We start from the raw sequence: 16803 nt of genomic DNA on the forward strand, positions 1-16803 counted from the left end.
CTTCTCTTAACTAGTCAAGGAGCTTAGTCATGAACGAGGCATTGGGAATGGTCGAGACCGTCGGCTGCGTGGGCGCAGTCGAGGCCAGCGATGCCATGGTGAAGGCCGCCGAGGTTACTCTGGTGGGCAAGGTCAACGTGGGTGGCGGCATCGTCACCACCTTCGTGCGCGGTGACGTGGCAGCCGTGAAGGCCGCGACAGACGCCGGGGCTGCCGCGGCCGAGCGCGTGGGCGAGCTTCGCTCCGTCCACGTGATCCCGCGCCCGCATACGGACGTCGAGAAGATCGTTCCCCACCAGACGGCGTAGCGCGTTGGAGCTCGGGGCGTTCTACAGCGAGCTCGACCGCCTGTACGGCGAGCCGGGGGCTGACGTCGAGGGCTTCCTGAGGGAGGCCCTGCGGCGCGCCCGGCTCGCCGGGGATATGCGCGGTGTCGCGTCCGTCGCGAACGAGCTGGGCAGCGTACTGAGGCTGCGCGGGGATCTTCGCGAGTCGGAGGAGCTGTACGACGAGGTGCTGCGCATGCTCGAGATAACGGGTGCGGACGACCGAGACGTGGCGCGGGCGGTCGTGAACCTGGGTGACGTGTATGTTGCGCAGGGGAGGAACGTCTCCGCGATCGAGGCGTTCGACCGCGCGGAGCGGATGCTCGGTGATGATGACGCGCTGGAGCTGAGCGCGATTTGCAACAACCGGAGTAGCGCCTACCGGGCCCTCGGGCGGTTCTCGGACGCCAGGGCCGACCTGCGGCGCGCAGGTCGGCTGTTGGATGCGGTGCCAGGCTCCGAGGGCAGACGCGCGACGAACGCAATCAATCTCGCGCAGGTGCTGACCGACGAGGGGAGGATCTGGGAGGCGGCGGAGGTCATCGCTGCGGCCCTTGTCACGTACGAGACGCTGGGCGGCGGCCGTGACGTCCATCGCCCCCATGCCCTCGCGACGGCGGCGCGCATCGCGTATCTGCGCGGAGACTATGCAGCGGCAGAGGCGCACTACCTCAAGGCCGCGGAGGTCCTGCGCGACAAGCTGGGCGACGCGCCGAATGCGGACGCGCTCGAGCGGCGGGCGGGGGAGATGCACGCCCTGAGGTAGGGGCGTGGCATCGGCGCGATGGCATAACGAGACGTAGGCGACACGAAGGCGAGGTGCGACATGAGGGGCATGGAGCTGGCCAAGAGGTACTTCGGGACGTTCGGCCCCGTGCTCGTGTCCGGGCTTCCGTACTCCGTCGAGTCGCGCCTCGCCTTTGGTCTCGTCGGGCCGGGCTCGGAGTGCCTGGGCTTCGACGACGACATCTCGCGCGACCACGACTTCGGTCCCGGGTTCTGCGTGTGGGTCCCAGCCGACCTGTGGGATACATACGGCAGCGAGCTCGCGCGCAGGTACGCGACGTTGCCGGGCGAGTTTCTGGGCGAGAGGCGCAAGGAGAGCGAGCTCGCGGGCCAGCGCGTGGGCGTGTTCTGCACGGAGTCGTTCTACCGCACGTACACGGGGCTCGGGCGCGTCCCGCAGGGCGTGGCCGAGTGGCTGCGAATTCCCGAGCAGCTGCTTGCCATCGTGTGCGGCGGCGAGGTCTTTCGGGACCCAAGCGGCCAGTTCACACGTGTGCGCGAGGCGTACCAGGGCTTCTACCCCGAGCTCGTCGTGCGCAAGAAGCTGGCTGCGGACATGGCGGTCATGGCGCAGTCTGGCCAGTACAACCTGGGTCGCTGCCTCGTGCGGCGCGACCTCGTCGCGGCGGACGTGGCGCGCGGGGAGTTCCTGTGCGCCACCATGGCAGCGCTGCACCTGCTTTCGCGCACGTACATGCCGTTCTACAAGTGGTCGTTCAGGTCGCTTCGCGAGAGCGCGCACGTGCCGGCGCCCGTCTGCGACGTGGTGCGCAGGATCGCGGAGGCCCCCGTCGCAAAGGTTTCTTGTGAAGACGTGGAACTACTGTGCTCGGTCGTTCTGCGTGCCGCTCTTGCGCTAGGCTGGGCTGCTTCGGAGTCGGACTTCCTTCTGGACGCGGCCACGTCCATGTGGAGGGGGATTCCGAACGAGTATCTCCGCAGCCGTCCGTTGAACGAGGGGGCGTTTTCCCATGGCATGTAGCAGGTGCGGGTGCGCCGCGTGCGCCGGAACCGGTGACGCGAGGAGACCGTCGTACGGCCGCAGGCTCGAGCGCCGCGGCGACGTGAAGAGGTTCTTCTCTCTTTCGGCCGTGCAGGGCATCGCGGCGGAGCGCGGCGTAAGGGGAGACCTGCTCGAGGAGCTCGAGCGTGTCGTCGCCTTGGAGTGGGAGCAGTTCGACGCCGTCCTTGGCTTACATGGCCGAGCGGGCTGCCAGGATGACCTCAGGCGCTTCTCGGCGTATCGCTGCGCACAGTACCTCGCGTTTCCCCACGGGCTCATACCGCGGGTGCTCGCGGAGCTCGAGCAGGCGGAGCTCAGCGGCAGGAACCTGGTGGAGGAGAAGTACGCGCGCATGATGGCCGCGACCGATTCCTCTGAGTTCAACAGGACGTGGGCGAACGCCTTGCCCTTGACATCACCCGTGAAGAGGGGCGCCCTCCGCCAGCTGCGCAAGCTGCTGGCGCCTGTGCTTGCGCAGGCGGCGCGCGAGCTTCCCCAGGCACACCGCCATGCGCGTCCGGACGTGTCGTCGGCCGGCACGGTCTCGGCGCTGGACTACTTTCTGGCGGAGCTCGAGGGCTACTCGCTTTCGACGATCTTCTACCTTCGTGACGAGCTTGCGCGTCCGGGGACCGGGGCGAACCCGATTGAGTCGAGTTACGTTCTGGCCGCGAGGCTTCTTGAGGCAACGGAGGTTGGTGCATGAACGCAAGCGAGCGCGCACGCAGGTGCGGACTGTACCAGATAGGCGAGGTCAGCAAGATCGGGGGCATATCGCAGCGCACGCTGCGTCACTACGACGAGCTGGGACTCATGCAGCCCGACCTGGTGGGAGACAACGGCTACCGCTATTACAGCCTGCAGACCATGCTGAAGATCCCCGTCATCAACTACCTCAAGATGATGGGACTCTCCCTGGAGGAGATTGCCTCCATGATGCAGCACTCCAGCCTTGGGCAGGCGCGCAAGTTCCTGTCCAAGCACCTTGCGGAGTGTGACGAGCAGGCGCGGCTCCTGGCCGAGAAGCGCGAGGCCATCGTGGAGTGGAGCGAGCTCGTGGAGGAGGCGAACATGGTGCTGCGCGTGAGGCCCAAGAACGTGAACGTGAAGTACCTGCCGCGTCAGGAGCTCCTGGGCCTCCAGACCAGGTTCTCGGGCAGCTTCGCGGAGTCTATCGTGAGCCTGGAGTTCGCATCGTACGTACAGGACATCGACAACGCGATTGCCGGACCCGTCATCTTGCGCTTCCCCTCGGTGGAAGATGCCGTCGCCGCGGCGGCGGACGGCTCGGAGTGCGACGTGTGGCTGCTGCAGAAGCCCATCAGGCCCATCAATCCCAATGACGCGTTCGTTTGCCCCGAGGGCATGTACCTCTCCACGTACCACGTGGGTGCGTTCGAGGAGTTGGGAGAGGCGTACAGCCGCCTGACTGAATTCGCGAACGACAACGGTTACAAGGTCGCGGGTCCGGCGATAGAGCGCTTCGTCTCGGATTACTGGACCACGTACAACTCGGACCTCTTTGTCGCGGAGGTCCTCCTGTTAACGGAAACGGAGTAAAAAGATGAACCAGTTCTCTCTCAAGGCAAAGCTGTTCTTCGGCCCGCAGGCGGTGGAGCACCTTTCTTCCCTTGCGTGTACTAACGTTCTCGTTGTGACGGACGGCTTTCTGCAGGAGTCCGGCATGGTCAGCAAGATGACACAGTATCTGCCGTCCGGTGCGCACGTGAGCGTGTATTCCAACGTGCGTCCCGATCCCAGCCAGGAGCTGGTGGACGCCGGCGTCGAGATGATCTTCGGTGTCAAGCCCGACGTGGTCATCGCGTTCGGAGGCGGCTCCTGCATCGACGCGACGAAGGCCATCCTGTACTTTGCGGGACAGAAGGGCCTCGCCCACCCGTACTTCCTGGCCATTCCGACGACGGCCGGCACCGGCTCCGAGGTCACGAACTTCGCGGTCATTACGCGCGGCGACACGAAGGTCGCCCTCATCGACGACGCGCTCGCGCCGGACGGGGCGCTCCTGGATGCCAGCTTCACGCGCTCCGTCCCACCCAAGATCACGGCCGACACCGGCATGGACGTCCTGACGCACGCCCTCGAGGCCTACGTGAGCAACCAGGCGACCACCTTCACGGACGCGCTTGCCGTCAAGGCGCTGCGCGTCGTGTTCGAGGACCTTCCCGTCGTCTTCCACGATGGCGACGCCATGCGCGCACGCGGCCGCATGGCCGAGGCCTCATGCGTGGCGGGTATCGCGTTCACCAACGCCGGGCTCGGCATCAACCACAGCCTGGCGCACGCCCTTGGTGGTCGCTTCCACGTTGCCCATGGCAGGCTGAACGCCATTCTGCTGCCGTACGTGATGCGCTTCCACATGGCTGACTCAAAGTATCGCGAGCCGTACGAGCGCTGCGCCCGCGAGCTTGGCATGGCGGACGCGGAGGACCTGCTGCGCCACGTGATTGACCTGCGAGCCGAGCTGGGGGTCGAGGATCGTCTGGCAGACCTTGGCAGCATCGACGCCAGCGCGTTCGAGGAGCACGTGGGCGACATGGCCGAGGCCGCGCTTGGCGACCGCTGCACCCCGACGAATCCCCGTCCCGTCTCGCGGCAGGACCTCGTCAACCTCTATCGCGATGCCTACAACGGCTAGCTAGAGATACCGCCCCTAGCCTCTCTTCCCTGGGCTCGCATGGGGCGGCGGCGAGGGCGGCTGTCCTTCTCGCCTGCGGGCTTGGCCCGATGCGAGAGGGCGGCCGCCCACCGATTCGCTGCTTGACACTCACGGTGCGTGAGCACCTACAAAGGAGTACGAAAGACATTTGCATGATGTGCGCCGGGGGCGGGGGAGAAGAGCCGCCGCCGTACGAAGGCTGTGGGAGTGGACATGGAACAGGACCAGATTCGCGTCGTTCAGGAGACCGTCTCGGGCAAGGAGATCACCCTCGCCCACGTCATAGGCGGACCCGAGCCCATCATCTATACGAAGCTTGGTCTGAACCCGTCCGTGGACTACGGTTCCAGCGCACTTGGCATCATGAACATCACGCCGCCGGAGTCCGCGGTCATCGCGTCGGACATCGCCATCAAGAGCGCGGATGTCTACCTGGGGTTCGCGGACCGCTTCACCGGCACCATGATCATCAGCGGGGAAATCGCGGATGTCACGACGGCCATCAAGGAGGTCGTCGAGTTCTTCCACGACACGCTGGGATACGTTACCTGCAAGGTTACGAAGCGCTAGGCACGCCATGGCAAGGCAGAGGGTCACGAGGCAGCAGTTCTTCGACGAGGTGTTCCACGGCAGTGTGCCGCGAGACGAGAACGGCGAAATCCGCATCACGCGCGTGCGCGTTCCCGGACGCGAGGTGGACCTCGCGCACGTGATGGGGACGTCCGCGCGCCGCACGTGCGAGACGCTTGGTTTGGACATCGGCACGCATGAGGGCGAAGACCACACTGGCGAGGCATTGGGCTTCATGCGCTTCACGCCGTGGGAGGCCGTCGTGGTGGCGGCGGACATCGCCGTGAAGCACGGGTCGGTCGAGCTGGGATTCATGGACCGGTTCAACGGATCGCTCATACTGTGCGGGCAGATAGCCGAGATAGAGAGCGCGGAGCAAGAGATTCTGGATTACTTCGACCACGAGCTCGACTTTCATGTGTGCAAGATGACTCGCAGGTAGGTGGGTATGAAGCGACTGTTTCTGATGGGCAGGAGCGAGGCGGGCAAGACCTCGCTCACACAGGCCCTGCGCGGCGAGAAGCTGCACTATCACAAGACGCAGTACACCTACGCCGACGGTGACACCATCGACACGCCGGGCGAGTACTCCGAGTCGAAGCAGGTGGGCGTCGGGCTCGCGTGCTTCTCGTTCGAGTCGGACGTCGTGGCGATTCTCATCGCGGCGAATGAGCCGTTCACGGTGTTCGCGCCCAACTGCAACGCGTTTCTTAACCGACCGCTCATCGGCATCATCACCAAGATCAACGAGCCGAACGCGAACGTTCCCATGGTGCGCCAGTGGTTGGAGGAGTGCCGCTGCGAGCGCATCTTCCTGGTGGACAACGCGACGGGGGAGGGCATCCCGGAGCTGCGGGCCTACCTCGAAGAGGACATCCCCTCCATCTCGCTCGAGGAGGCGAAGGCCCGCCAGCGCCGTGGCCTTACGGACTGGGAGAGCGCCTCGCGCCCGACCTTCGCTACGGGCGCCTGAGGACCACGTATGCGTTGAGGTCTCCGGAGCGCCCGTCCGAGGCGAACCTCGCCACGGGACGAGCGACTCCGCCCAGGTCGGAAAGCAGCTCGTCCACCTCTGCATCGTCGAAGCTGTGGCAGTAGCGCCACGCTCCGGGCGCGCCCTGCCATCCAAGCAGGTAGTCGCTCGTGCCTAGGTCCCCTTTGGACATGCCCAGCGCCGCCAGGGCCTCGTGGGTCGTCGCATTCGCCTTCGTGGCAAACCGCTCGTCCGACATGAACCTCCAGAACGATACGCAGCACATACCGCCCGGACGCGTCGCCGCAAGCATCGCGCGAAGCAGGGCGAGACGCGCCGCGTGCGTCGGGACGTGGTGGAGAAACCCAAAGGCAACCGACAGGTCCGCCTTCGCGTGCCCCGTCGCCGCGCCGCCCCACGCCCGCGCAATGGCAGTGCCCAGCTCGTCTTGCAAGTCTCCTGCCAGAAGGGCGTCCACGATGTCCAGGCGCCGTAGGCTCACGTCCCACGTACTCGGAAGCGATGCACCCGCGGCGAGCTCTGGGCAGTCGTCCGTTCCCAGGTAGGAGACGCCCTCGAGGCCGGCATCCGCAAGGAACCGCGCGAAGCGCAGGTTTCCGCACGCAAGGTCAAGCACGTGACACGTCGTTTCGCACGGGGCCGAATGCAAGTCCGTGGCGGCGCCCTCCCTACGCCCGAACTCTTCCAGGCAGCGCTGCCAGCCAGGCCAACCCGACCGCCTTGTCTGCGAGAACGATGTGGCGTTCTCGCGATAGAACCGCGCGTTCAGCGCGTTCATGCGTCGTGCCACGTCGATTCCCATGTCGCGGTGCGCGCCGTCCTCTTGCAGCTGCATGGAGCCTCTCCAGTCGTGCCGCCGTCCTTCTCGCCCATAGCGGCGTTTTCCTTTGCCCCCCCGCACGGACACGTGTCGCGGGTATGCACGCTAAAGGTTACCGCAAGGCTTGTGCCTGCGTCGCCGCGCGATGGTCACAGCATGGGCGTCTCGTCGCAACGGACGCGTCACGTCCTCGCAATGTGCGCAGGCCATCATCTGTGTGCCTTACACCATCGGCGTTAGGGGGATACATGAGTGCCGCAGACACTGGGTTCATGCTCATTTGCGCTGCTCTGGTGCTGTTTATGACACCTGGGCTCGCGTTCTTCTATGGGGGCCTTGGCAGGCGCAAGAACGTGGTCAACAACATCCTCGCGTCCGTGTGCACCATTGGGCTTGAGACCGTGCTGTGGGTCGTCGTGGGCTTCTCGCTCGCGTTCGGGCAGGACCATGGAGGCATCATCGGCGGTCTCGAGTACGTGATGATGAACGGCGTCGGTGCCGCGAAAGCGGGACCGTATGCACCCAGCATCCCGTTTCTTGCATATGCCCTGTTCCAGATGATGTTCGCCATCATCACCCCGGCGCTCGTCACGGGTGCCGTCGCCGGGCGCATGCGCTTCAAGTCGCTCGTACTGTTCGTGCTGTTCTGGACGTTCGTGGTGTACTATCCCGTCGCCCACATGGTATGGGGTCAGGGCGGTGCGCTCGCGGCGATCGGCTCTGTCGACTTTGCGGGAGGCAACGTGGTCCACATTAGCTCCGGCGTATCCGGCCTGGTGCTCTGCATTGTCCTGGGTAGGCGCATCGGGTATAAGAATGTGAACTACAGAGTCCATAACGTGCCGCTGGTGGCAATCGGAGCGACCATGCTCCTGCTTGGTTGGTTCGGCTTCAATGCCGGCAGCGCGCTCGCGGCAAACGGGCTCGCGGTGCACGCATTCGCCACGACGGCCCTCTCGTGCGCCGCCGCGGAGCTCTCGTGGATGATGATGGATGTCATTCTCTCCAAGAAGCCCACCCTCGTGGGGGCCTGCACAGGGCTCGTAATCGGGCTCGTTGCCATCACGCCCGGCTGCGGCTTCGTCGCGCTGTGGGCGGCGATTCCCATCGGGTTCGTGGGCAGCGTCATCTGCTATCTCACATGCTCGCGCATGAAGCTGCGCTTCGGCTACGACGATGCGCTCGACGCGTTTGGCTGTCACGGCATCGGCGGCATCTGGGGAGGCGTCGCGACCGGCCTCTTCGCGAGCAAGGCGGTCAATCCGGCGCTGCGCTGGGACGGCTTGCTGTACGGAAGCGCAAGCCTCTTCGGCGCGCAGCTGCTCTCCATCGTCGTCACCATTGCCTGGGCCATCGCCGGTACGTTCGTCTGCGTCGCCATCGTGCGCGCATGCTGCGGCGGACGCCTGCGCGTGAGCGAGCACGAGGAGCGCGTCGGCCTCGACGTGTCGGAGCACGGCGAGCGCGCCTACCCCTCGTTCGCGGGTCTTGACGACTAGTGCGACCAGGTGCAGATTGGGCGTAACCCAAGGGAGGACACAACATGATCAAGGTTGAGGCGATAGTAAGGGAAGAGCGACTCGAGGACGTGAAAGAGGCCCTGCGAGAGATCGACGTGCGCGGAATCACTGTCAGCCAGGTCATGGGCTGTGGTACGCAGCTCGGCTACACGCATGTTGTCCGTGGCAGCAAGGTCTCGATGAACATGTTGCCCAAGGTGAAGTTCGAGATAGTGGTCTCCAACGAGGACTGGGCACAGCGAGCGACGAACGCCATCGTGAAGGCGGCGCGGACGGGCGAGCCCGGAGACGGCAAGGTGTTCTGGTACCCCGTGGCCCGTGCCGTCAGGATACGCACGGGCGAGAGGGACATGGAGGCCATCACCCCCGCACCTTCGCAGGCGGAGGGGGAGCTGTAACCAGAGACATCAGAAAAGCCGCCGGCTTTTGCAGCGAATTTCACTCGATAGGCGTGGCGCAAAAGGGAAGGGGGCCGCGGCACATGTGCCGCGGCCCCCTTCGAACATCAGGCGTGCTTTGCCTCTCGGGCGATCCTAGCCGAAGTAGCGCTTCAGCAGACCGGCGAAGGCCTTGCCGTGGCGAGCCTCGTCACGTGCCATCTCATGGACGGTGTCGTGGATGGCATCGAGGTTTGCGGCCTTGGCGCGCTTGGCAAGGTCGAACTTGCCGGCGGTGGCGCCGTTCTCGGCCTCGACGCGCATCTCGAGGTTCTTCTTGGTGGAGTCGGTCACGACCTCGCCGAGCAGTTCGGCGAAGCGAGAGGCGTGGTCGGCCTCCTCGAAGGCTGCCTGACGGTAGTACATGCCGACCTCGGGATAACCCTCGCGCATGGCGACGCGGCTCATTGCGAGGTACATGCCGACCTCGGAGCACTCGCCGTTGAAGTTGGCGCGCAGGTCCTCGATGATGTCCTCAGAGACGCCCTCGGCCTTGCCGACGCCCACGACGTGCTCGGCGGCCCAGGTCAGCTCTCCCTCCTGCTTGGTGAAGCGGTCACCGGGGCAACCGCACTGGGGGCACTTGTAGTCGGCGGGCAGCTCGTCGCCGTCGAACTCCTCAACGTAACCGCAAACGGGGCAAACAAACTTCATGTTGGTTCCTCTCCCTAGGTCTGACGTTTTGTCTGTTGCGTTCTTAACAACAACGATTATCATTATGGACAGACGAGGGGTCGTGTCAACGGCAAATCGAAAGTTTTTTGGGAGTCGGTGATGGAAGAGAGAAGAATGCGATTGAGCGCCCCCGTGCGGCGCAACACGAGGCAGCGCCAGATGGTTCTGGAGGAGGTTCGCTCTCGTTGCGACCATCCCACCGCAGAGCAGATATACCAAAGCGTCCACGAACGTGACCCACGCGTAAGCCAGGCGACTGTCTACCGCAATCTTCATCTGCTTGCAGAGGAGGGGGAGATTCTCTCCATCAAGGCCCCGGGCGTCGAGCACTTCGACCTGCGAAGGGACGTTCATCCCCATATGGTTTGCACCCGGTGCGGCTCGGTGGTGGACGTGCCGCTTCCGTTGGGTGACACAGGCCTCGATGGGCGAGCGGCAGATGCGACCGGCTGGAAGGTCCTAGACCATGCGGTATTATTCCGCGGTATCTGCCCCGCGTGCCTGAAGCGAGAACGTGACAACAAAATGGCCTCGTGAGCGCGCCCGCATGCGTTCGCGCTGCCATGGGTATCATGTGACGGTAAACCTCGACGGAAGGAAACCGCCATGCAAGCCAGGTTCGTGCATCGCTGCACCCACGTAATCGACAAGCAGAGGACCATCGAGTTCTACGAGAAGGCGCTCGGCTTTCACGTGGTAAGGGAGAGCGGTCCGGCGGATGGCTCGTGGACGAACACGTTCATGGAAAGCGACGCGTGCCCGTTCCAGCTTGAGCTCACGTGGAACCGAGGACGAACCGAGCCGTATGACAACGGCGGCCGGGACCAGCACATCGCGTTCGTCGTGGATGATTTCGATGCCTATCACGAGCTGCACAGGCAGATGGGGTGCATCGACTACGAGAACGTGGCGATGGGACTCTACTTCATCTGCGACCCGGAGGGCCAGCGCATCGAGATTCTGCCGGAGAAGCGCTAGCATCGCCAGCCCGCCGCCATGTCGCCACCGCGTTGTGGACGTGCGTGGTGACATGGTGCTGTGGGCATATAATTGCGACCTATGGAAGAACTGCTGACCGACATACTGGACGAGCTTCGACGCCTGCCTGACAAACCAGGCGAGGGCGCGCTCGGACCGCTTGAGCTTGACCGGATAGTCCGTAGGCACAACCGCGGCATCAGCAACAACTCGAAGCATCTATCGAAGCGCTACATTCTGCCTTTCTACCTACGCGTGAAGCAGGAGGACCCCGCCCGCTGGAAGGGGTGGGCCGTGGACCCTGGGTTGGAGCGGCGCCTACTGCGCACGCTTCGCATGAAGCCGCGTCGCACGGCATCTGGCGTGGCTACGATTACGGTGCTCACTCGTCCGCAGCCGTGCTCCAGCAACTGCGTGTATTGTCCCAACGACCTGCGCATGCCGAAGAGCTACCTCTCCAACGAACCCGCCTGCCAGCGTGCCGAGCAAAACTTCTTTGATCCATACCTGCAGGTTATGACTCGCCTTACGGCCCTGTACCAGATGGGACACTCCGTGGACAAGGTCGAGCTCATCGTGCTTGGGGGCACGTGGAGCGACTATCCGCGCAGCTACCAGCTCTGGTTCATTCGCGAGCTCTTTCGTGCCCTCAACGACTGGCCCGTCCCCGAGGATGTTCTTGCCCTGCGGCAGTCCCATTACCGCAACCTCGGCATCAGCAACGACCCGCAAGAGATCGCGCGATTCGTGGCGCCAGAGCAGCGTCTTGTCAACGCGGGGCTCGAGTCCTACAACCAGGGGTTTGCGAGGCTGTATGGTGAGGTTCCTACGGACGAAGACCCTTGGGGCGAGAAGAGCGAGCGCTTCCGGCAGGCACAGAGCATTATGCAAGCGACCGAAGAGGAGCTCGCGGCAGAGCAGGCGAGAAACGAGACGGCCGCGCATCGCGTCGTTGGACTGGTCATCGAGACGCGTCCCGATACCATCACGCCAGAGAGCCTCACGCTTTTCAGGCGCCTTGGCTGCACCAAGATACAGATTGGAATCCAGTCCACGCGTCAGGAGATCCTGGACGCAAACCATCGCGCAACGACGATCGCCCAGGTGAAGAGGGCCTTCTCTCTCATAAGGCTCTTTGGGTTCAAGATTCATGCGCACCTCATGGTCAACCTTCTGGGCTCTACGCCGCGGGAGGACAAGGCCGACTTCAAGACGTTCGTGTGCGACCCGGGCTTCCTGCCGGATGAGGTCAAGCTCTATCCATGCGCCCTCGTGGCGGGCACGCGGTTGGTTCCGCGTTACCATTCGGGGGAGTGGCGTCCCTACACGGAGGAGGAGCTCTTGGACGTCCTCGTTGCCGACACGCTTGCGACGCCTCCTTACATGCGCATTAGCAGGATGATTCGCGACATCGGCGCGGATGACATTCTTGTGGGCAACAAGAAGACGAACCTTCGCCAGATGGTGGAGGGACGCATACGTGAGCTCGGCGCTGCGGGACGAGTACGCGACATCCGCTTCAGGGAGATAGCGCGTTCCGAGGTGGACCTGGGGACGCTTTCTATTGACGACGTTTGCTACCAGACAACCGTCACGTGCGAGCACTTCCTCCAATGGGTAACGCCGGACGGCCGCATAGCGGGATTCCTCAGGCTGTCGCTTCCGAAGTGGGATGCTCTGCAGAGTGGTGTGACGGACGTGCGCGCAAGCGAGCTCCCCACGCACCCGGGGATGCCATGATCCGTGAGGTGCATGTGTACGGACAGGCTGCCCACCTGGGGAAGGCGGACTCCTCCTCCCAGCACCAGGGGCTTGGTCGCGGACTCGTGCGTCGTGCGTGCGATATCGCTCGCGAGGAGGGCTACACGCGCATACACGTGATCAGCTCCGTGGGAACTCGCGAGTATTATCGCAAGCTGGGTTTCGTGGATGCAGGACTGTACCAGAGCATGAAGCTTTAGCAGGCAGAGCACTACGATCACCCCTTCTGCCCGCCATGCCGTGAGGTGCTACATAGGCGGGTGCGCCGAATTGCGGATGGTCTGGCAAGTGTGGACACTCTAGCACAAATAGCAGAACAGGTGTTCGTAATAAGTAAGAATAAAGCCAAGCTAAGGCCTGCGGGCGAGAAGGACGCGTCCTTCTCGCCCGCGGCGTGTTTCTGGTAGCACGATTGTCGTGCGACGCAAATCTCTGGGTTGCGTGCGCGGCATCGCTGCGCTGCGCGTGGCACTGGCGTGATGCCGATGCGGCGGCTAGACGATATGTAGAGTGATCGGGACCTCACTCTGTAAAGCAGTGGCCATCGAGTGGCAGCGTGGGTTAGGCTCGGTCTTGAAGGAGTCCGGCTTACCACATTCACAGGAGGTCCCGACCATGTTGTACTCTACCAGCATCGGCCTTGACGTGCACGCCCGTTCCATCAGCGCCGCGGCGTTCGTCTTCGAGACGGGCGAGGTCGTGCAGCGCACGTTCGGCTACGACCCCGACGCGGTCGCCGCCTGGGCGGCCTCGCTGCCGCAGCCCGCGGGCTGCCTCTACGAGAGCGGCCCCACGGGCTTCGACCTGCAGAGGAGGCTCGTCGCCCTCGGGCTGCCCTGCCACGTGGGCGCCGTCTCGAAGATGGTGCGGCCCTCGGGCGACCGCGTCAAGACCGACAGGAGGGACGCCCTTTTCCTCTCGAGGCTGCTGGCCGTGGGAGAGTTCGTCGAGTGCGCCCCTCCCACGCCGGCCATGGAGGCGGCGCGCGACCTGTCCCGCGCCCGCGAGGACGCGCGCGAGGCGCTGATGAGGGCGCGCCACCAGCTGTCGAAGTTCCTGCTCAGGAAGGGCCACGTGTGGCCGAAGGGCAGGTCCACGTGGACCAGGGCGCACCGCGAGTGGCTGCGCTCCATCGAGCTCGACGACCCGTGCGAGCGGCTCGTGCTCGAGGAGTACGTCGCGCAGGTCAGGGAGTGCGAGGAGCGCCGCGACCGCCTCGACTCGGCCATCGCCGAGAGGTCCGGCGCCGACGACCTCGCCGGCGTCACCTCCAGGCTCCGCGCCCTGCGCGGCGTCTCGACCGTCACCGCCTTCGGGATCGCCGTCGAGATCGGCGACTTCTCCCGCTTCGCCAGCCCCAGGGCGCTCATGTCCTACGTCGGCCTCGTGCCGTCGGAGTCGTCGTCGGGCGAGACGACCTCGAGGGGCGGGATCACCAAGACCGGCAACTCGCACGTCAGGCGGCTCCTCGTCGAGGCCGCCTGGCACCACGCCAGGCCCCTGTCGCCGGCCTCCGAGACCGACGTGGCCTCGTCGGCGGGGCTCCCGGCGGAGGCGGCGGGGATTGCGGCGCGGGCCAACCGCAGGCTGCACCGCAGGTACCTCGACCTAAGGGCGAAGGGGAAGGGCGCCAACGTCACCAACGTCGCCGTCGCCCGCGAGCTCGTCGGGTTCTGCTGGGCGCTCGCCCTCTGCGGGTGAGCCGCCGAGCCGCGAAACCACCCTCCCGCACGCGCGGCGCGGCCGAGGCGCGTGGGGCACCCCGCGATTCGACTATGCGCAGCGAGGCCGGGCCTCGCCACGCGCGACCCTAGACCAGCGGAGCTCCCCAGCCGAAGCGTCGGAATGCGTTAGCCAACACGCGGATATCAGACTTGCAGTCGTGCGTCGAACCAGACACGCCCTGGGCGCCGTCGCGCGGGAGGTGGCCATAGAAAAAGGTGGGCCGGTCCCCGAGAAGTCGGAGGCTGGCCCACCTTTGCCACTTGACAAGTCTATCTACATATCAGTCTGCCACGAGGACGTGCTCGACGTAACCCACGTACATGGTGTGGTAGTTGCCGGCGTCCGCGCCGGAGTAGTTGCGGGGCTCGACCTCGGGGTCGCAGATGCCCTCCGGCGCGAGCGGGCCGACGTACGCCTTGCGGCACACCAGGATCACGCGCGCCTGGTCGATCACCGGCGTGCCATCTACCAGCGACTGCGTGAGGTCCGTCTTCGCGAGCTTGTCGCCGTCGCGTCCAGACACCTTGCCCAGGACGCCCAGCGCGGGACGCTCCGTTCCGTCGAACAGGTTGACGGAGAACGTGTCGCTGCCATCCAGGAACTGCTTGGTGTAGCGGCTCTGGCGCACGTACGCGGTCGCGACGGGCTTGTTCCACAGGGTGCCGAGGCCGCCCCAGCTGATGGTCATGCAGTTGGACGCCGCATCGTCGCCGGCCGCCAGAAGCGCCCAGCCCCGGTCGAACGCGTCAAAGGGCCTGAGCGTGAGCTCATGCGCGTCTACCTCGTGAAATGCCATGTTCTCCTCCTTGTGCCTGGGCCCGTGCGGGGGGCGGTTTCATCTGGCATTACTGTACCCGCTTTTTGGCTGGCGCGGCGGGGTTGCGACGTGCGGCATACAATGGGCAGGTGCCGCGGGGCCGCCGTGGCAAAGCGGGGGAGGCCGACATGACGTTTGACGAGGTAAGGCGCGACATCCTAAGGTTTCGCGACGAGCGCGACTGGGCGCAGTTCCACAATCCCAAGGACCTGGCGATATCCGTCTCGCTCGAGGCGGCAGAGCTTCTGGAGTGCTTCCAGTGGTCTGGGGCGGACCTTGAGTGCGCCGAGCGCGCGCCGCGCATGGAGGAGGAGCTTGCCGACGTGCTGATCTATTGCGTGATGCTGGCCGACCGCCTGGGCGTGGACCCCGTGGAGGCCATGCGGCGCAAGCTGGATCAGAACGCACGGAAGTATCCCGTTGAGAAGGCTCGCGGCAGGTCGAGCAAGTACACGGAGCTGTAGGCCTGTCGGCGCCGCGAGCGAGACTTCGAGCAGGAGCCGCGAACGGTTGGATATGGCCTGTGAGCGGTTGGTGCCGGAATTAATGTCCACTGGCCTTAATACCATGTTCCCGTGGCGCACGCTGCATTTGGCGGCGCGGCGTGCGATGACAACGGCATAGGGGGCGGTAGATGTTTACCACTGGTGACTCCGAAGAGGCCTGCGCGCGCCGCAAGCAGGAGATGCTGGCGTTTCTGCGGGCGGTGGACGTTCCGCTGGATACGAGCTACCTCAAGCGCGGGAGCTGGGAGTGGTTTGACGACCTGGGACAAGTGGTGGCGCTCTGCATGACGAAGGAGCCGTACGCGCGCGGGGTGGTGCGCAGCGAGGAGGACTGGCGCGCCCTGCTCGACCTTACGGTGAGCATCGTAACGAGCGTGATGAAGACCGCGGCCGACGAAGAGGTCTCGTTTCTAGAGATGGTCATGCTGGCGGTCTTTGCTGCCTCGTGCAAGGCGTATGACGGCCTTTACCAGGGCAAAGTTCCGCCCGAGCTTGCGCGGCGCATGGCGGAGGCGAACCGTCGCATGTACGAGACCGGCAAGGAACTCCGGAAGTTTTCGCAGGAGCTCGAGGACTTAGAGGGCTTTGGGCCCGAGGGTGCAGGTGGCGGCGATGCAGGAGACGGCGCGGATGCGGCCGAGAAGAACGAGGGGCCTGATCGATAGGTGATGCTTCGGCCCGATGAGGCCATGGTGGGCGAGCGGCATGTTTTGGACGGCAAGTGGCGACGATGTGGGGATTAATGTCCACTGAAGCCGATAGAGTGCATGGCAGAAGGACGGACGTGAACGTCGTCACCACGTTGGAAAGGGGATGCCATGTACAAGCGGAGCAGGGAATACATAAGCTGCAACATCGCCGGCCAGTCGCACTGGGACATTGCGGAAGTCTTTGGCGAGTTGAAGCCGGGCAGCAAGCTGAAGTTGAAGGCGGAGTCGGACAACCCCTATGACCCCAACGCGGTCGCCGTGTACTACAAGGGCGTGAAGATCGGCTTTGTGCCCAGGGCGCAGAACGAAACGATCAGCCTGCTTCTGGCCTATGGGCACAAGGATGTTTTCAAGGCGTACGTGCTTGCTGTCGACCCGTCGAGGGACCTTGAGCACCGCGTTACCATGCGTATCAACGTGAGGGACGCACGCTAGGAAGCAGTTCTTCTCACAAAACCGCACGTGAGACATGTAGGTGGGGTGCAGGGTGCGTGGTGG

22 protein-coding genes are annotated in these 16803 nt (G+C 64.6%); 19 read left to right on the plus strand and 3 right to left on the minus strand.

All coding sequences use genetic code 11. The features are described 5' to 3' along the window. Positions 1 to 29 precede the first annotated feature (29 nt). The 9 genes from BLT96_RS00890 to BLT96_RS00930 all read left to right on the plus strand — a co-directional run bounded on the left by BLT96_RS00890 (position 30) and on the right by BLT96_RS00930 (position 6335). Positions 30 to 308 carry a BMC domain-containing protein gene (locus BLT96_RS00890; protein WP_090847896.1) on the plus strand — a complete coding sequence of 93 codons (279 nt, stop codon included), beginning with the start codon at positions 30 to 32 and terminating at the stop codon, positions 306 to 308. 4 nt (positions 309 to 312) lie between these two features. Beyond that, positions 313 to 1092 carry a tetratricopeptide repeat protein gene (locus BLT96_RS00895; RefSeq protein ID WP_090861213.1) on the plus strand — a complete coding sequence of 260 codons (780 nt, stop codon included), beginning with the start codon at positions 313 to 315 and terminating at the stop codon, positions 1090 to 1092. A gap of 60 nt (positions 1093 to 1152) precedes the next feature. Then, on the plus strand, positions 1153 to 2094 hold the full coding sequence (locus tag BLT96_RS00900; RefSeq protein ID WP_090847892.1) for a DUF4037 domain-containing protein: 942 nt from the start codon (positions 1153 to 1155) through the stop codon (positions 2092 to 2094). Beyond that, entirely contained in the window at positions 2084 to 2821 is a 738-nt protein-coding gene (locus BLT96_RS00905) for a DUF4125 family protein (RefSeq protein WP_090861214.1), read from the plus strand. The genes BLT96_RS00900 and BLT96_RS00905 overlap by 11 nt, the downstream gene beginning before the upstream one ends. Continuing rightward, positions 2818 to 3675 (plus strand): MerR family transcriptional regulator, encoded by an 858-nt coding sequence (locus BLT96_RS00910; protein ID WP_090861215.1) that lies wholly within the window; start codon positions 2818 to 2820, stop codon positions 3673 to 3675. Before BLT96_RS00905 ends, BLT96_RS00910 begins: the two co-directional genes overlap by 4 nt. Before the next feature lie 4 nt (positions 3676 to 3679). Next, positions 3680 to 4771, plus strand: coding sequence for a 1-propanol dehydrogenase PduQ (locus BLT96_RS00915; protein WP_090861216.1), 1092 nt, complete (start codon positions 3680 to 3682; stop codon positions 4769 to 4771). A 234-nt stretch (positions 4772 to 5005) separates the two neighbouring features. Beyond that, positions 5006 to 5362 (plus strand): BMC domain-containing protein, encoded by a 357-nt coding sequence (locus BLT96_RS00920; RefSeq protein WP_090845039.1) that lies wholly within the window; start codon positions 5006 to 5008, stop codon positions 5360 to 5362. A 7-nt stretch (positions 5363 to 5369) separates the two neighbouring features. After that, positions 5370 to 5804 (plus strand): BMC domain-containing protein, encoded by a 435-nt coding sequence (locus BLT96_RS00925; protein WP_090861217.1) that lies wholly within the window; start codon positions 5370 to 5372, stop codon positions 5802 to 5804. A gap of 6 nt (positions 5805 to 5810) precedes the next feature. Further along, a complete protein-coding gene (locus tag BLT96_RS00930) occupies positions 5811 to 6335 on the plus strand; it encodes a EutP/PduV family microcompartment system protein (protein ID WP_090861218.1) in 525 nt (174 codons plus the stop codon). On the opposite strand, the gene BLT96_RS00935 is transcribed toward BLT96_RS00930, so the two are convergent. Continuing rightward, positions 6322 to 7191, minus strand: coding sequence for a class I SAM-dependent methyltransferase (locus tag BLT96_RS00935; protein ID WP_090861219.1), 870 nt, complete (start codon positions 7189 to 7191; stop codon positions 6322 to 6324). The genes BLT96_RS00930 and BLT96_RS00935 overlap by 14 nt on opposite strands. Before the next feature lie 233 nt (positions 7192 to 7424). Here BLT96_RS00935 and BLT96_RS00940 point away from each other — a divergent pair, with 233 nt between their 5' ends. Together BLT96_RS00940 and BLT96_RS00945 are read left to right on the plus strand one after the other, a co-directional pair. Next, positions 7425 to 8675 carry an ammonium transporter gene (locus BLT96_RS00940; RefSeq protein WP_090861220.1) on the plus strand — a complete coding sequence of 417 codons (1251 nt, stop codon included), beginning with the start codon at positions 7425 to 7427 and terminating at the stop codon, positions 8673 to 8675. Positions 8676 to 8719: 44 nt separating this feature from the next. Further along, the gene (locus BLT96_RS00945; RefSeq protein ID WP_090844700.1) at positions 8720 to 9094 is read left to right on the plus strand and encodes a P-II family nitrogen regulator; all 375 of its coding nucleotides are present in this window, start codon (positions 8720 to 8722) and stop codon (positions 9092 to 9094) included. Between the two features lie 135 nt (positions 9095 to 9229). Here the strand turns inward: BLT96_RS00945 and BLT96_RS00950 are convergent, their stop codons facing one another. Next, the gene (locus tag BLT96_RS00950; RefSeq protein WP_090861221.1) at positions 9230 to 9787 is read right to left on the minus strand and encodes a ferritin family protein; all 558 of its coding nucleotides are present in this window, start codon (positions 9785 to 9787) and stop codon (positions 9230 to 9232) included. A gap of 135 nt (positions 9788 to 9922) precedes the next feature. Here BLT96_RS00950 and BLT96_RS00955 point away from each other — a divergent pair, with 135 nt between their 5' ends. From BLT96_RS00955 to BLT96_RS00970, 5 genes are all read left to right on the plus strand, one after another. After that, positions 9923 to 10345, plus strand: a complete 423-nt coding sequence (locus BLT96_RS00955) for a Fur family transcriptional regulator (RefSeq protein WP_090861222.1) — start codon at positions 9923 to 9925, stop codon at positions 10343 to 10345. 69 nt (positions 10346 to 10414) lie between these two features. Further along, positions 10415 to 10786, plus strand: coding sequence for a VOC family protein (locus BLT96_RS00960; RefSeq protein ID WP_090844710.1), 372 nt, complete (start codon positions 10415 to 10417; stop codon positions 10784 to 10786). Positions 10787 to 10867: 81 nt separating this feature from the next. Then, positions 10868 to 12526: an elongator complex protein 3 gene (locus tag BLT96_RS00965; protein ID WP_336433189.1), complete on the plus strand. Its 1659-nt coding sequence runs from the start codon at positions 10868 to 10870 to the stop codon at positions 12524 to 12526. After that, positions 12523 to 12747 carry a GNAT family N-acetyltransferase gene (locus tag BLT96_RS10935; protein ID WP_336433190.1) on the plus strand — a complete coding sequence of 75 codons (225 nt, stop codon included), beginning with the start codon at positions 12523 to 12525 and terminating at the stop codon, positions 12745 to 12747. Before BLT96_RS00965 ends, BLT96_RS10935 begins: the two co-directional genes overlap by 4 nt. A 415-nt stretch (positions 12748 to 13162) precedes the next feature. Beyond that, complete coding sequence (locus tag BLT96_RS00970) at positions 13163 to 14248, plus strand: IS110 family RNA-guided transposase (RefSeq protein ID WP_090861223.1); 1086 nt, start codon at positions 13163 to 13165, stop codon at positions 14246 to 14248. A 304-nt stretch (positions 14249 to 14552) separates the two neighbouring features. Here BLT96_RS00970 and BLT96_RS00975 read toward each other — a convergent pair whose 3' ends face one another. Beyond that, positions 14553 to 15068 carry a flavin reductase gene (locus tag BLT96_RS00975; protein ID WP_090861224.1) on the minus strand — a complete coding sequence of 172 codons (516 nt, stop codon included), beginning with the start codon at positions 15066 to 15068 and terminating at the stop codon, positions 14553 to 14555. Positions 15069 to 15217: 149 nt separating this feature from the next. Between BLT96_RS00975 and BLT96_RS00980 the strand changes: the two genes are divergently transcribed. From BLT96_RS00980 to BLT96_RS00990, 3 genes are all read left to right on the plus strand, one after another. Then, a complete protein-coding gene (locus tag BLT96_RS00980; RefSeq protein WP_090861225.1) occupies positions 15218 to 15553 on the plus strand; it encodes a nucleotide pyrophosphohydrolase in 336 nt (111 codons plus the stop codon). Between the two features lie 170 nt (positions 15554 to 15723). After that, positions 15724 to 16260 carry a hypothetical protein gene (locus BLT96_RS00985; RefSeq protein ID WP_090861226.1) on the plus strand — a complete coding sequence of 179 codons (537 nt, stop codon included), beginning with the start codon at positions 15724 to 15726 and terminating at the stop codon, positions 16258 to 16260. Between the two features lie 153 nt (positions 16261 to 16413). Beyond that, positions 16414 to 16740: an HIRAN domain-containing protein gene (locus BLT96_RS00990; protein WP_090861227.1), complete on the plus strand. Its 327-nt coding sequence runs from the start codon at positions 16414 to 16416 to the stop codon at positions 16738 to 16740. Positions 16741 to 16803: the final 63 nt, after the last annotated feature.

Source organism: Parafannyhessea umbonata (genome assembly GCF_900105025.1).
GTDB classification, from domain to species: Bacteria; Actinomycetota; Coriobacteriia; order Coriobacteriales; family Atopobiaceae; genus Parafannyhessea; species Parafannyhessea umbonata.